This window comes from Micromonospora wenchangensis (genome assembly GCF_002210435.1).
Classification (GTDB): domain Bacteria; phylum Actinomycetota; class Actinomycetes; order Mycobacteriales; family Micromonosporaceae; genus Micromonospora; species Micromonospora wenchangensis.
This window is the reverse complement of the sequence record NZ_MZMV01000068.1, coordinates 20,926-34,602: the sequence shown is the minus strand read 5'-3', so window position 1 is coordinate 34,602 and position 13,677 is coordinate 20,926. Positions and strand designations below refer to the sequence as shown.

Genomic DNA, 13,677 nt, shown 5'->3' with positions numbered 1-13,677 from the left:
CTCGGCGGCCACCGACCCCAACTCCCCAGAAAATGATCACCAGCGACCCACACACCCAACACAAGACCCATATTTATGACGGACAGGCATACCGGTCCACCGCAGGGTGTCGTCCCTCCCGCTGCCCGGCGGGCGACCGGGTCCCCGCGACGACGGGGCCGCCGGTAATCCGGCAGCGGTCCCCGGTCCGGTCAGGACACGTGGGTCAGGTAGGCGTCGATGGTGGCGGCGAGGATGTCCGGGCCGGGGCGGGACCAGAGCGCCGCCTGGAACACCTCGACCTCGACCGGCCCGGTGTACCCGGCGGCGTCGACCGCCTCGCGCAGCCGGCGCAGCTGCACACAGCCCTCGCCGGGCAGCGCCCGGCCGAGCAGCACCCCCTCCGGCAGCGGGGTCACCCAGTCCGCCGCCTGGAACGCGGCGATCCGGTCGCCGGCGCGGGCGATCTGCGCGTACACCGTGTCGTCCCACCAGACGTGGTAGGTGTCCACCACCACGCCGACCACGGCGGGGTCGAACCGTTCGGCGATGTCGAGGGCCTGGCCGAGGGTGGCGATGACGCACCGGTCGGCGCTGAACATCGGGTGCAGCGGTTCGATGGCGAGGCGTACCCCGGCGGCCGTGGCCTCGTCGGCGAGCGCGGCGACGGCGTCGGCGACCTGCCGGCGGGCCCCGTCGACGTCGCGGCTGCCCGGTGGGAGTCCACCGGAGACCAGCACCAGTTCCCGGGTGCCGAGGGTGGCCGCCTCCTCGATGGCCCGCCGGTTCTCGTCCCACCAGTCGGGGGTGGTGAAGAACCCGCCCCGGCACAGTGAGGTGACGGTCAGCCCGGCGGCGCGGACCAGCCTGGCCGCCCGGTCGAGCCCGTACTCCTGCACGGGTTCGCGCCACAGGCCGATGCCGGGCACCCCGGCCGCCGCGCAGCCGGCGACGGCCGCCGCCAGCGGCCAGTGCTGGGCGGTGGCCTGGTTGAACGAGAACCGCTCCAGCCCCGACGCCGCCACCACCGCAGCCGTGCCGCCGGGCCGGGCCGGGCCGCCGCCGGACGGCGCGGGGCCGGTCACTGGGCCACCCCGGCCACGGTGAGGTACGCCCGGGCCCGCGCGGCGGCCAGCTCCGCGTCGGGCAGCAGCCCGGCGGCGTCGGCGAGGACGAGCAGCCGGGCCAGGTGGGCCGGGGAACGGCCGGACTGCTGCCCGGCCAGCATGGTGAAGTGCTCCTGGTGCCCGGCCAGCCAGGCGAGGAACACGATGCCGGTCTTGTAGAACCAGGTGGGCGCGGCGAACAGGTGCCGGGCCAGCGGCAGGGTCGGGGCGAACACCGCGTCGTAGCGGTCCAGGTCACCGGCGTCGAGGGCGGCGAGCGCGGCGGCGGCGGCCGGCGCGATGGCCGCGAAGACGCCGAGCAGGGCGTCGGAGTGGCCCTGCCCGTCGCCCCGGATCAGCTCCGGGTAGTGGAAGTCGTCGCCGGTGTAGAGACGTACCCCGGCGGGCAGGCGGCGGCGCAACGCGACCTCCCGGTCGGCGTCGAGCAGGGACACCTTGATCCCGTCGACCCTGCCCTGGTGCTGTTTGATCAGGTGCAGCACCGTCTCGGTGGCCTCGTCGAGGTCGGTCGAGCCCCAGTAGCCGGCCAGCGCCGGGTCGAACATGTCGCCGAGCCAGTGCAGCACCACCGGCTGGTCGGCGGCGGTGAGCAGTTCGTCGTACACCCGCAGGTAGTCGTCGGGGCCGGTGGCGGCGGCGGCCAGGTGACGGCTGCACATCAGCACCGGGCGGGCGCCGGCGGCGGTGACGTCGGCGAGCTGGTCGGCGTACGCCCGGGTCACCTGGGCGACCGTGGCCGGGGCGGGTGGGAGCTGGTCGGTGGCGACCCCGGCGACGATCCGGCCGCCGACCGCACGGGCCTCGGCGGCGCTGCGCCGGATCAGCTCCCGGGTGGCCGGGTAGTCCAGGCCCGCGCCGCGCTGGGCGGTGTCCATCGCCTCGGCCACCCCCAGCCCGTACGACCAGAGGTGCCGGCGGAAGGCGAGGGTGGTGTCCCAGTCGACGGCGGCCGGGGCGCCCGGGACGTTCTCCGCGCGCGGGTCGGCGACGACGTGCGCGGCGGCGTACGCCACTCTGCTGGTGGACGGACCGGTGGGACGGTCGTGGCCCGCGCCCCCGCGCAGCCGGTGGGTGCTGCCGTCGGGCAGCCGGACGACGGCGGTCACCGGGACAGCTCCGGCACCTCGACCCGGCGGCCCTCCCGGGCCGAGCGCAGCCCCAGCTCGGCCAGTTGCACGCCGCGTGCGCCGGCCAGGAAGTCCCAGGTGAACGGGGAGCCGGTGACGACGTGCCGCAGGAACGCCTCCCACTGCACCTTGAAGCCGTTGTCGAACTCCTCGTTGTCGGGCATCTCGGTCCACTGTGCCCGGAAGTCCTCGGTGGCGGGCAGGTCCGGGTTCCACACCGGTTTGGGGGTGACCGCCCGGTGCTGGACCCGGCAGCGGCGCAACCCGGCGACGGCGCTGCCCTCGGTGCCGTCGACGTGGAACTCGACCAGTTCGTCGCGGTGCACCCGGGTGGCCCAGGACGAGTTGAGCGCGGCGACGATCCCGCCGTCGAGTTCGAAGATGCCGTACGCGGCGTCGTCGGCGGTGGCCGGGTAGGGCCGGCCGGCCTCGTCGACGCGCTGCGGGACGTGCGTGGCGGCGACGCAGGTGACCGCCCGGACCGGGGCGAACAGCTCCTCCAGCACGTACTGCCAGTGCGGGAACATGTCCATCACGATGCCGCCGCCGTCCTCGGCGCGGTAGTTCCAGGAGGGGCGTTGGGCGGGCTGCCAGTCGCCCTCGAAGACCCAGTAGCCGAACTCGCCGCGCACGGAGAGGATGCGACCGAAGAACCCGCCGTCGATCAGCCGCTTGAGCTTGCGCAGCCCGGGGAGGAAGAGTTTGTCCTGCACCACGCCGGTACGGATGCCTGCGGCGTCGGCGGCCCGGACCAACTCCCACGCGGCGGCGCTGGACTCGGCGAGCGGCTTCTCGGTGTAGATGTGCTTGCCGGCGTCGATGGCCTGGCGGATGGCCTTCTCCCGCTGCTGGGTCACCTGGGCGTCGAAGTAGATCTCCGCGTCGTCGCGGGCGAGGGCGGCGGCGAGGTCGGTGGTCCAGTCGGTGAGGCCGTGCCGTTCCGCGACCGCCCGCAGCCGGGTCTCGTCCCGGCCGACCAGGATCGGCTCGGGCCAGATCCGGGTGCCGTCGCCCAGTTCCAGGCCACCCTGCTCGCGCAGGGCGAGCAGGGAGCGGACCAGGTGCTGGCGGTAGCCCATCCGACCGGTGACGCCGTTGACGATGATGCCGATCGACCTTCGGGTCATGGTCGTCCTTCCCCTTTGCACATCGCATAGGTAAGCGCTTTCCTAGCAGCCTAGGTGGCCGCCCCACCACGGGCAAGAGGCCGCCACCGACCGTTGCGGTAACCTGTCCGCTACCGCGCGGCCCCGACCGGGCCCGGACACTTTCGGGGGTGCCCATGGCGACGCTGGCCGATGTCGCCCGCCGCGCCGGGGTCTCCCCCGCCACCGCCTCCCGGGTGATCAACGGCAGCAGCAAGCCGGTCGCCGACGAGCTGCGCGAACGGGTGCTGCGGGCCGTCGCCGACCTGCGGTACGTCCCCAACGCGCACGCCCAGCTGCTGGCCCGGCCGCAGCGCAGCGTGGTCGGCGTGGTGGTGCACGACGTCTCCGACCCGTACTTCGCCGAGCTGACCCGGGGGCTGCAACGGGTCGCCACCGACCACGGCCGGCTGGTCATCATCTGCAACAGCTACCGCGACCCGGAACGCGAACTGGAGTACGTGGAGCTGCTGCGCGCCCAGCAGGTCGCCGCGATCGTGCTGGCCGGCTCCGGCTACCACGACGCCACCTTCACCGCCCGGCTCGCCGAGAAGCTGGCCGCCTACGAGGCGACCGGCGGCCGGGTGGCGGTGGTCGGCCGGCACGAACACCCGGGCGACGCGGTGATGCCGGCCAACACCGACGGCGGCCGGCTGCTCGGCGCGGAACTGCTGCGCCGGGGGCACACCCGGATCGGGGTGGTCGCCGGCCCACAGGTGCTGACCACCATCACCGACCGGCTCGACGGGCTGCGCGCCGCGCTCGCCGAGGGCGGTCACCCGTTGCCCGCCGAGCGCGTCCGGTACGCCGACTTCGACCGCGACGGGGGCGCCCGCGCCGCCGGTGAGCTGCTCGACGCCGTCCCCGGGCTGACCGCGCTGGTGGCGTTGAACGACTCGATGGCCGTCGGCGCGCTGACCCTGCTGCGCGCCCGGGGCGTGCCGGTCCCCGGGCAGGTGTCGGTGGTCGGCTTCGACGACATGCCGGTCGCCGCCGACGTCACCCCGGCACTGACCACCGTCCGGCTGCCGCTGGTGGAGCTGGGTGCGCGGGCGATGACCCTGGCGCTGGGCCCGCCCGCCGACCGGTCCCGGGTCGAGGTGCTGCCGGCCACCCTGGTCGTCCGGGACAGCCTCGGCCCCGCCCCGGCCTGACCCGCCCGCACCGGGCCGGCGGAACGGCGGGTGGTCGGGCGGGGGCGGCACCGGCTCAGGCGGGGGTCGTGGCCAGCTCGGCGAGCCGGTCGATCTGCCGGGGGTCGGACAGCGCCGATCCCACCGCCACCACCCGCACCCCGGCGGCGAGGAAGTCGGCGGCGTTGCCCGCGTCGATCCCACCGGTCGCCACGAACCGCAGCTCCGGCAGCGGACCGGCCATCGCCTTGAACCACTGCGGGCCGAGGCTGGCCGCCGGGAACGCCTTGAGCCAGACCAGCCCGTGGTCGAGCGCGAGTTGCGCCTCGGTGGGGGTGGCCACCCCGGGCAGGTGCGGGATGCCGTAGCTGACCGCCGCGTCGGCCACCGCCAGGTCCAGCCCGGGGGCGACGGTGAACGCCGCACCGGCGCTGGCGGCCTGCCGTACCTGGGCGGGGGTACGCACCGTGCCGGCACCGACCCGGCGGCCCCGGTCCTTGCCGGCCTCCACCGCCGCCCGCAGGGACAGCGTCGCGTCCGGGGTGCGGATCGGCACCTCGACCACGTCGATGCCGAGGTTCCAGGCCCGTTCGGCGAGCCGGACGGTCTCCGTCGGCGGCAGGTCCCGCAGGATCACCATCACCCGTGCGGTGCCGAACAGGGGTGCGAAGTCGTGCGCGGTCATCGACCGTTCCTTCCGGTGGCGGGGGTGGGGAGCAGGCCGGCGTCGACCAGGTCCAGGCTCGCCCAGTCCGGTGCCGGCAGCGCGAGGAGCCGGTCGGCCAGCGCCCGGCGCGGCGGCGGGGCGGTGTCCCCGGCGACGGTCAGGGCGGGGGCCGCGCAGAGGTGCCCGAGCCGCAGGCAGCGGTCCAGGTCGAGGCCGCGCAGCAGCCCCGACAGGAGGCCGGCGGCGAAGGCGTCGCCGGCCCCGACCGGCTCGTGCACCGGCACCCGCAGCGCCGGCACGAAGACGGCGGCCGCGCCGCGGGGCAGCGCGGTGGCCCCGACGGCGGCGTCCTTGACCACCACCAGTTCCGGGCCGGGCAGCAGGTCACGGACGGCGGTCGGCCCGGTGACGCCCCACAGGGTGTGCGCCTCGTCGAGGCCGACCAGGACCACGTCGGCGGCGTCGGCGAGCCCGCGCAGCACCGGCGCGGCGGTCGCCGCCGGCCAGAGCCGGGCCCGGTGGTTGACGTCGAAGGTGACCCGGGCGGCGGGTAGCGGCCGGTCGGTGACCGCCCGGCGGACCAGGGCCGCGCAGGACGGCGAGAGGGCGGCGGTCACCCCGGACAGGTGCAGCAGCCGCGCCCCGGCCAGCGCCGGATCGTCGAGCACCCCCGGGTGCAGGCGGGAGGCCGCCGACCCGGACCGGTAGTAGTGCACGGCGGTGCCGTCGGGCGTCGGGTCCTTGAGGTAGACGCCGGTCGGGGCGGTCGGGTCGACGGTGACCAGGCTGGTGTCGACGCCGGTGGCGGCGACGTGCCGCCGGACCCGCCGGCCGAACGGGTCGTCACCGACCCGGCTGACCCAGGCCGTGCGGTGGCCGAGCGCGGCGAGCGCGCACGCCACGTTGGACTCCGCGCCGCCGACCGAGACGCCCAGCCGGTCGGCCCGGTCCAGCGGCCCGGTCGGGTCGGGGCCGAGCACCACCATCGACTCGCCGACGGTGACCGCCTCCGGGCCGGGTCCGGCCCCGCCGGTCGGGTCGGCGGCGGTCACTGCGGTTCCGCGGCGGCGAGCAGGGCGGTGACGCCGGCCCGGTCGCGTACCCCGTCGGCGACCAGCACCCGGTGCCGGCCGGTGCGCCGGCCACCGGCGGGCACCACGGCCGGCCGGTCGAAGGCGAAGGCCACGCAGACCCCCGGGTACATCGCCGTCCGCACGAACCACCTGTCGCCGAGCCCCAGCCCGGTGAAGACCAGGGTGTACGCTCCACCGCCCGGCGCGACCCCGGTGAGCGCGACCCAGCGGGCGGCGCTGCCGTTGGCGGCCTGCTCGCCGTCGGCGTCGGCGGTGAACGTGACCGGCTCGCCGTCGGCGATCGCCCGCCAGAAGAAGCCGCCGTAGCCGGCCCCGCCGGGCCGCCCGTTGGTGGCGGGGCTGCCCAGGTGGACGTCGCGTCCGGCCGGGGCGGTGAGGGTGTAGTCGACGTCGAGCGCCCAGGCGTCCGGGGCCACCGGGCTCGCGGCGAGCCGGCGGTGCTCGGTGAGCAGCACCCTGCCGGCCCGGTCGCGCCACTGCAACGCGTGTGCCAGCCGGTCCGGCGCGCGCTCCCGCCAGTGTGTGTGCGCGATCTCGCCGTGGTCGTCGCGCCAGGTGTAGCCGGTGTCCCGGACGTACGTCCGGCCGCCCCACAGGTTGGTGCCGTCGACGTCCTGCACGGCCAGCGACGCCCCGAGGTGCCAGACGTGGTCGGCGGGCAGGGCGTCGGTGACCGGGGTGCCGGCCAGCGTCCGTACCGGGTGCAGGTAGGGCCGGGGGCCGTGCTTCGGGTCCAGGTCGGGGCGCAGCACGTACCGGGCCACCTCGACGTCGCCGACGTGCAGCCGGGGATCGTCGTCGGACGGTTCCGGGGCGGCGCGGGTCGGGGCCGGGCCGGGGCCGGCCGGGACGGGGTGGGGGTGACCGGTCACGGTGCCTCCATCCGGGCGGTGGGCCGGCGGGCGGCGACCGCGTGCAGGGCGGCCAGCGCGTAGCCGGCCAGGATCGGCACCGCCACCGGGGTGACCAGTATCCCCAACACCCCGGCCACCGCGCAGACCCCGCCGGCCGCCGCCCAGGTCCCGGGCCGGGCCAGGCCGGTACGGGCGGCGACCCGGGCCGCCGCCCGCCAGCCCCGCCCGCCGGTACGGCCGATCGCCACCACGGTCAGCCCGGCGTACCCGGCCAGGGCGGCGGTGACCACGGCGGTGCCGGCCAGCGCGACGCCGCCCCCGGGCACCCGGCCGGTGGCCAGCGCGACCAGGTCGACGCCGAGCGCGACGGCGACCGCCAGCCCGACGGCGCCGGCGGCCAGCCCGGCGGGCAGCGCCCGGCCGAACCGGGACAGCGTGGTGCGCAGGTCGGGCCAGCCGCCGAGGGTCAGCCGGTCGTGCACGGCGGCGCTGGCGGTGGCCAGGGCCGGTGCGAGGGTGAGCACCGGCAGCGCGGCCAGCGTCACCGCGAACCCGAGCAGCGCCAGGTCGGTGGCGTCGCGCAGGGTGTCGCGCCAGTCCCGGCGGGCCGGTACGGCGTCCTCGGACGCCAGCGGGGCGGCGGTCATCCCTTCAGCCCGCTGGTGTTGATGCCCTCGACCAGCATCCGCTGGAAGGCCAGGAAGAACAGGAACACCGGCAGCAGCGACAGCACCGACATGGCGAACATCGGGCCGACCGCGCTCTGGCTGGTGGAGTCGATGAACAGGGTCAGCGCGACAGGCACCGTGTAGTCGTCCAGGCTGGACAGGAAGACCAGTTGCCGGAAGAAGTCGCTCCAGGTCCAGATGAACGAGAAGATCGCGGTGGTGACCAGCGCCGGGCGGCTCAGCGGCAGGATGACGTGCCGGAAGATGCCGTACGGGCTGGCCCCGTCGATCTTGGCGGCCTCGTCGAGTTCGCGCGGGATGCCCCGCATGAACTGCACCATCAGGAACACGAAGAACGCCTCGGTGGCCAGGAACTGTGGGATGAGCAGCGGCAGGTAGGGCCAGTCCCCGCCGACCAGGCCGAGGCTGCGGAACAGGATGTACTGCGGCACGATCAGCACGTGGCCGGGGAGCAGCAGGGTGCCGATCATGACGGCGAACCAGACCCCCCGCAGCCGGAACCGCAACCGGGCCAGGGCGTACGCGGCGAGCAGGCAGGAGACCGCGTTGCCGACCACGGTCAACAGGCTGACCATGGCGCTGTTGAGGAAGAACGTGCCGAAGCTGAGGTCGAAGTTGCCCCAGCCGGCGGTGTAGTTGCCCGGGGTGAACCGCTCGGGCAGCAGGCCGATGTTGTTGACGATCTCTTCCTGCGACTTGACCGAGGTGCCCACCATCCACAGCAGCGGGTAGAGCACCACCGCCACGATCACGATCAGCACCAGCAGCCGTACGGCCTGCCGGCCGCCCTGCCGCCGGCCGGGCCGCCGCGCCGTCGAGGTCACCGCCGCCATCACTTCTCCCCGTCGGAGTAGTGCACCCAGAACCGCCCGGTGCTGAAGAAGACCACGGTGATCAGGCCGATCGCGAGCAGGAACACCCAGGCCATCGCGGAGGCGTAGCCCATCTCCAGGTCGGTGAAGCCCGAGATGTAGAGCTTCAGGGTGTACATCAGGGTGGAGTCGACCGGCCCGCCGGTGCCGTTGCTGAGCACGAAGGCGGCGGTGAAACCCTGGAACCCGTTGATGGTCTCCAGCACCAGGTTGAAGAAGATGACCGGGGAGAGCATCGGCAGGGTGACGTGCCAGAACTGGCGGAACCGGCCGGCGCCGTCGACGGAGGCGGCCTCGTACAGTTCGGTGGGGACCTGCTTCAACCCGGCCAGGAAGATCACCATGGGTGCGCCGAACTGCCAGATGGCCAGCACCATCAGGGTCTGCAACGCCCAGTCCGGGTCGCTGACCCAGGGCAGCCCCTCGATGCCGAACAGCGCGAGGAACGAGTTGAACGCGCCGTCCCGGTTGAACATGTTGACCCAGACGATGGCCAGCGCGACGCTGCCGCCGAGCAGGGACGGCAGGTAGAACAGCGCCCGGAACAGGCCCACCCCCCGCCACGCCCGGTTGAGCAGCAGCGCCACCCCGAGGGCCGCGGCCAGCTTCAGCGGCACGGCCACCAGGGCGAAGGTCACCGTCACCCGCACCGCGTGCCAGTACGACGGGTCGGCGGTGAACATCCGCTCGTAGTTGGCCAGCCCCACCCACCGCACCTCGGACAGCGGGGTGAGGATGTCGTAGTTGGTGAAGCTCAGCCAGAGTGAGAGCAGCATGGGGATCGCCGTGACGCCCATCAGTCCGATGAGCCAGGGCGAGAGGAATACGTACCCCGCCAGTCCTTCGGCGTGCCGGTCCGGCCGGGCACCGTGGTGAGGGCCACGGGTCCGGCTCCTTTCGTCGTCCGCGGTGTGCCGGTCAGGCGATCGCGGACCTGCAGGCGGCGAGGAACTGCTCGGCGGCCTGTTCCGGGGTGGCCCGCTGGTACTGGACGTTCTCGGCGGCCTTGACCAGCTCGGACTTGACCTTGCTGTGACCCTTGATCGGCACCTGTGGCGACTGGCCGAACTTCTGCGCCAGCTCGGTCTCGACCTGGATGGACTGCTTCATCGCCGGGTCGGTCACCGTCTGGCTGACCGTGGCCCGCAGGTCCATGTTGGACGGCAGGCCCCGGTCGGTGCCGAGCAGCGCCACCGCCTCCGGGTCGTTGGCCAGGAAGTTGATCACGTCGACGGCGGTGTCCCGGTGCTTGCTGCCCTTGAACACCGACCAGTACATCGAGGCGCGGGCCCACTGGGCGCTCGGGTCGCCGGGGTAGGCCACCACCCCCAGCTCGTCCTTGGTGTTCTTCTTCAGGTCGGGCATCTGGTTGACCCAGACCCAGGAGGTCGCGGCCTTGCCGGTGACCACGAGCTGCTTGGTCACGTCGCTGGCGTTGCCCTCGTGGATCACGTCGGGGGTGGGGGTGGCCCCCCGGTCCCGGGCGCCCTTCCACAGGGTGAACCACTTCGTCACGTCCTCGGCGGTGAAGCCGAGGTCCTTGCCGGCGTAGAGGTCCTTGCCCTGCTGGCGCAGCCAGACCCAGAACGCCTTGTAGTCGGCGCTCGGGTCCTGGGTGCCGGGGACCTTGGCCTTCTTGGCCACCTGTTCGGCCCAGGCGATGTGTTCCTCCCAGCTCTGGCCGGTGGTCGGCTCCGGGAGGCCGTTCTTGCTCAGCAGCGTCTTGTTGTAGACCAGGCCCTGGGTGTTCTCGCCGGAGGCCACCCCGGCCAGCTTGCCGTCGACGACGCCGTACTCCAGCAGGCTCTTGGGGAACTTCGACACGTCGAGCTTGCCGGAGTCCTGGTAGCTCTTGAGGTCGAGCACGGTGCTGCGGCCGGCGTACTCGGCGAGGTAGTTGTCGTCGATCTGGAACAGGTCCGGCGGGTTGCCGCCGGCGGTGAGGGTGGCCAGCTTGTCGAAGTAGCCCTGGTTGGCCTGCCAGGTCTTCTCGAACGTCACGTTCGGGTGCTTCTTGGTATAGAGGGCGAGGGCGTCCTCGGTGAGCTTGGCCCGCGCCTCACCGCCCCACCAGAAGACGGAGAGCTTGACCTGGCCGTCGTCACCTGCGGAGTCGTCGCCGCAGGCCGCCGCGCCGAACATCAGCGGTACGGCGACGGCGGTGGCGAGCACGCCGCGCAGGAATCGACGACGGGGCACGGGGGTACGGTGGTGCGGTTCGGCCGGCGGGCCGGCGGTGGGGGACGTTGCGGGGTGCATGCGCTCACTCCTCGGGTTAGGAGGCGACGACGCCACCGGTGGTCACGGTCGGGCCGCCCGGGTCCGCAAGGCGATGCGGACCCGGGCCATCCGGAACGGAACCGGGACGGGATCGACCGGGTACGGGTCCGGTCGAGTCGCGAATGACCAGTTCGGTCTGGAGCATTACCTGTGCGGTGGTACGACGGTCACCGACGGCCGCTGCCCGTCCCCCGCCGCGCGGGCGCGGGTCGGAGTCGTGTTGCAGCAGCATGTCGACGGCCGTCCGGCCGGCGGCCGCGGTTGGCGTGGCCACCGTCGTCAACTTGGGGCGGGTGAGTCGGCTCAGCGCGATGTCGTCGACGCCGACCACGCTGACGTCCTGCGGCACCCGGATGCCGAGCTGGTCGAGCCCCTCGATCAGCCCGATCGCCATCAGGTCGTTGTAGGCGAGCACTGCGGTGACGCCGCTGTCGCGTACCCGGGTGGCCAGTTCACCGCCGCCGGTCTCGGTGGGCGGGTTGGGCCCGAGCACGGTCAGCTCGGCCCCGCCGGAGCGGGCGGCGGCGCCGGCCGCCCGGCGCATCTGCTGGTTGGTCCAGGAGCCGCGCGGCCCGCCGAGCAGGGCGAGCCGCCGGTGGCCGAGGCCGAGCAGGTGCTCGATCGCGGCGCGCGCCCCCTGACCGACGTCCATCATCACGCAGGGCAGGCCGGTGACCTGCCGGTTTATCACCACCACCGGCACCTCCCGGCTGACCTGCTCGATCAGGCCGTTGCTCATCCGGGGGCTGCACAGCAGCACCCCGTCGACCTGCTTGGCCAGCGCGTGGACCAGCTCCTCCTCGGCGGCCGGGTCCTCGTTGGTGTCGGCCACGAAGACGTGGTAGTCGCGGTGCCGGGCCTGCCCCTCGGCCGCCTTGATCAGCGGCGGGAAGAACGGGTTGGCGATGTCGGCGATGATCAGGCCGATGTTGTGCGTCCGCCCGGTGATCAGGGCGCGGGCGGCCCGGTTGGGCCGGTAGCCGAGGTCCTCGGCGCAGGCCAGCACCCGGCCCCGGGTCTCCGGGTTGACCAGGTGCGGCGCCGAGAAGGTGCGGGACACCGTGGAGATGTGCACGCCCGAGGCCCGCGCGACGTCGCGGATGGTGGCTGGCACGGGCGGCCCTCTCGTCGATGGTGTGGTCGGGGTCACGTGGGTGCCGCCAATTAATGCAAACGGTTGCTCCACTGTCAACGGGCGATTGTTACAGGTCGATTGCGGAGGTGCTCCTGCCATGCCCCCTTAACCGCATGAACCGGGATCTATGCCACGGGATTGGCATCGATCGTTGACGTGCTCTTCACCGACATGGTTTCTTCACTGCAAACCTTTGCAGCTACGGGAGGTCCACGGATGCCACCACCAACCACGCCACGCCGACGGCACGCCCTCGTCGGCACCGGGGCGCGGGCGGAGATGTTCGTCCGGGCCCTGGTCACCGCGCACGCCGACACCGCCGAGCTGGTCGCCTTCGCCGACGTCAACCAGACCCGGATGGACGCCCACAACCGGTGGCTGGCCGAGCTCGGCCGGCCGGCCGTGCCGACGTACCCGGCCGCCGACTTCGCCACCATGCTCGCCAGGGAACGGGTCGACGTGGTGCTGGTGACCAGCGTCGACGTCACCCACGACGAGTACATCGTGGCGGCCCTGCGCGCCGGCTGCGACGTGGTCACCGAGAAACCGATGACCGTCGACGCGGCCCGCTGCCGGCGCATCCTCGACGCGGTCGCCGAGACCGGCCGGCAGGTCACCGTCGCCTTCAACTACCGGTACAACCCGTTGCACGAGCAGGTCAGAAGGCTGCTCGCCGACGGCGCGGTCGGCGAGATCGGCTCGGTGCACTTCGAGTGGCTGCTCGACGTGCGGCACGGCGCGGACTACTTCCGCCGCTGGCACCGGGACAAGGCCAGCTCCGGCGGGCTGATGGTGCACAAGGCCAGCCACCACTTCGACCTGGTCAACTGGTGGCTCGACGCCACCCCGGTCGAGGTGTACGCCGCCGGCCGGCTGTTCTTCTACGGCGAGGGGGGCCGCCGGCACGGCTACGCCCGCGACTACGACCGGGCGCACGACTCCCCCGCCGCCGACGACGACCCGTTCGCCCTGCGGCTGGCCGACCACCCCCGGCTGCGCGAGCTGTACCTCGACGCCGAGGGCGAGGACGGCTACCAGCGCGACCGCAACGTCTTCGCCCCCGGGGTGAGCATCGAGGACGACATGGCGGTGCTGGCCCGCTACTCCACCGGCGCGACGATGACCTACCACCTCACCGCCTACGCCCCCTGGGAGGGCTACCGGGTGATGGTCAACGGCAGCCGGGGCCGGCTGGAACTGGAGGTCACCGAGAGCGACTTCGTCAGCCCGGCCGCCGCCGGGGCGCTCAAGGGGGCCGCCCTGCACGGCGACGAGGCCGCCGCCGAACACGGCGCCGCCACCCTCACCCTGCGCCCGTTCTGGGCCCCGCCCCGCCGGATCCCGGTCGAGGGCTACACCCGGCAGGGCCACGGCGGCGCGGACGTCCGGATGACCCGGGTGATCTTCGGCGGCGAGCCGGACCCGCTGGGCCGGGCCGCCACCGCCCGCGACGGGGCGCTGGCCCTGCTCACCGGGCTGGCCGCCAACCGCTCCTTCGACACCGGCGAACCGGTCCGCGTCGCCGACCTGCTCACCCTGCCCTGACCGGGCCGGCCCCGCCGACCCCGTCCCGAA

General features: G+C 73.8%; 13 protein-coding genes. 2 read left to right on the top strand and 11 right to left on the bottom strand.

Features of this window, described 5'->3' with window-relative positions:
* Positions 1–191: 191 nt before the first annotated feature.
* The 3 genes from B5D80_RS27765 to B5D80_RS27755 all read right to left on the bottom strand — a co-directional run bounded on the left by B5D80_RS27765 (position 192) and on the right by B5D80_RS27755 (position 3,360).
* Complete coding sequence (locus B5D80_RS27765) at positions 192–989, bottom strand: sugar phosphate isomerase/epimerase family protein (RefSeq protein WP_088646909.1); 798 nt, start codon at positions 987–989, stop codon at positions 192–194.
* Between the two features lie 71 nt (positions 990–1,060).
* Positions 1,061–2,212, bottom strand: a complete 1,152-nt coding sequence (locus tag B5D80_RS27760; protein ID WP_088646904.1) for a dihydrodipicolinate synthase family protein — start codon at positions 2,210–2,212, stop codon at positions 1,061–1,063.
* Positions 2,209–3,360 (bottom strand): Gfo/Idh/MocA family protein, encoded by a 1,152-nt coding sequence (locus tag B5D80_RS27755; RefSeq protein ID WP_088646903.1) that lies wholly within the window; start codon positions 3,358–3,360, stop codon positions 2,209–2,211. Before B5D80_RS27755 ends, B5D80_RS27760 begins: the two co-directional genes overlap by 4 nt.
* 155 nt (positions 3,361–3,515) lie before the next feature.
* On the opposite strand from B5D80_RS27755, the gene B5D80_RS27750 reads away from it, so the two are divergent.
* The gene (locus B5D80_RS27750) at positions 3,516–4,532 is read left to right on the top strand and encodes a LacI family DNA-binding transcriptional regulator (protein WP_088646902.1); all 1,017 of its coding nucleotides are present in this window, start codon (positions 3,516–3,518) and stop codon (positions 4,530–4,532) included.
* Positions 4,533–4,587: 55 nt separating this feature from the next.
* On the opposite strand, the gene B5D80_RS27745 is transcribed toward B5D80_RS27750, so the two are convergent.
* The 8 genes from B5D80_RS27745 to B5D80_RS27710 all read right to left on the bottom strand — a co-directional run bounded on the left by B5D80_RS27745 (position 4,588) and on the right by B5D80_RS27710 (position 12,081).
* The gene (locus B5D80_RS27745) at positions 4,588–5,196 is read right to left on the bottom strand and encodes a bifunctional 4-hydroxy-2-oxoglutarate aldolase/2-dehydro-3-deoxy-phosphogluconate aldolase (protein ID WP_088646901.1); all 609 of its coding nucleotides are present in this window, start codon (positions 5,194–5,196) and stop codon (positions 4,588–4,590) included.
* Complete coding sequence (locus tag B5D80_RS27740; RefSeq protein WP_245855021.1) at positions 5,193–6,230, bottom strand: sugar kinase; 1,038 nt, start codon at positions 6,228–6,230, stop codon at positions 5,193–5,195. Before B5D80_RS27740 ends, B5D80_RS27745 begins: the two co-directional genes overlap by 4 nt.
* Entirely contained in the window at positions 6,227–7,144 is a 918-nt protein-coding gene (locus B5D80_RS27735; RefSeq protein WP_088646900.1) for a DUF6807 domain-containing protein, read from the bottom strand. The genes B5D80_RS27740 and B5D80_RS27735 overlap by 4 nt, the downstream gene beginning before the upstream one ends.
* Positions 7,141–7,773, bottom strand: a complete 633-nt coding sequence (locus B5D80_RS27730; RefSeq protein ID WP_088646899.1) for a hypothetical protein — start codon at positions 7,771–7,773, stop codon at positions 7,141–7,143. Before B5D80_RS27730 ends, B5D80_RS27735 begins: the two co-directional genes overlap by 4 nt.
* Positions 7,770–8,648, bottom strand: a complete 879-nt coding sequence (locus B5D80_RS27725) for a carbohydrate ABC transporter permease (protein WP_088646898.1) — start codon at positions 8,646–8,648, stop codon at positions 7,770–7,772. The genes B5D80_RS27730 and B5D80_RS27725 overlap by 4 nt, the downstream gene beginning before the upstream one ends.
* Complete coding sequence (locus B5D80_RS27720) at positions 8,648–9,526, bottom strand: carbohydrate ABC transporter permease (protein ID WP_088646897.1); 879 nt, start codon at positions 9,524–9,526, stop codon at positions 8,648–8,650. The genes B5D80_RS27725 and B5D80_RS27720 overlap by 1 nt, the downstream gene beginning before the upstream one ends.
* Positions 9,527–9,605: 79 nt before the next feature.
* Positions 9,606–10,946: an ABC transporter substrate-binding protein gene (locus B5D80_RS27715; RefSeq protein WP_088646896.1), complete on the bottom strand. Its 1,341-nt coding sequence runs from the start codon at positions 10,944–10,946 to the stop codon at positions 9,606–9,608.
* Between the two features lie 16 nt (positions 10,947–10,962).
* On the bottom strand, positions 10,963–12,081 hold the full coding sequence (locus B5D80_RS27710) for a LacI family DNA-binding transcriptional regulator (protein WP_088646895.1): 1,119 nt from the start codon (positions 12,079–12,081) through the stop codon (positions 10,963–10,965).
* A 237-nt stretch (positions 12,082–12,318) separates the two neighbouring features.
* Between B5D80_RS27710 and B5D80_RS27705 the strand changes: the two genes are divergently transcribed.
* Positions 12,319–13,647, top strand: a complete 1,329-nt coding sequence (locus B5D80_RS27705; protein ID WP_088646894.1) for a Gfo/Idh/MocA family protein — start codon at positions 12,319–12,321, stop codon at positions 13,645–13,647.
* The last annotated feature ends 30 nt before the right edge of the window (positions 13,648–13,677 follow it).

Excerpts from the sequence above, each read along its gene's own strand:
- B5D80_RS27755 (WP_088646903.1), bottom strand. The coding sequence starts at position 3,360 with ATGACCCGAAGGTCGATCGGCATCATCGTCAACGGCGTCACCGGTCGG.
- B5D80_RS27750 (WP_088646902.1), top strand. The coding sequence starts at position 3,516 with ATGGCGACGCTGGCCGATGTCGCCCGCCGCGCCGGGGTCTCCCCCGCC.
- B5D80_RS27745 (WP_088646901.1), bottom strand. The coding sequence starts at position 5,196 with ATGACCGCGCACGACTTCGCACCCCTGTTCGGCACCGCACGGGTGATG.
- B5D80_RS27730 (WP_088646899.1), bottom strand. The coding sequence starts at position 7,773 with ATGACCGCCGCCCCGCTGGCGTCCGAGGACGCCGTACCGGCCCGCCGG.
- B5D80_RS27725 (WP_088646898.1), bottom strand. The coding sequence starts at position 8,648 with ATGGCGGCGGTGACCTCGACGGCGCGGCGGCCCGGCCGGCGGCAGGGC.
- B5D80_RS27715 (WP_088646896.1), bottom strand. The coding sequence starts at position 10,946 with ATGCACCCCGCAACGTCCCCCACCGCCGGCCCGCCGGCCGAACCGCAC.
- B5D80_RS27705 (WP_088646894.1), top strand. The coding sequence starts at position 12,319 with ATGCCACCACCAACCACGCCACGCCGACGGCACGCCCTCGTCGGCACC.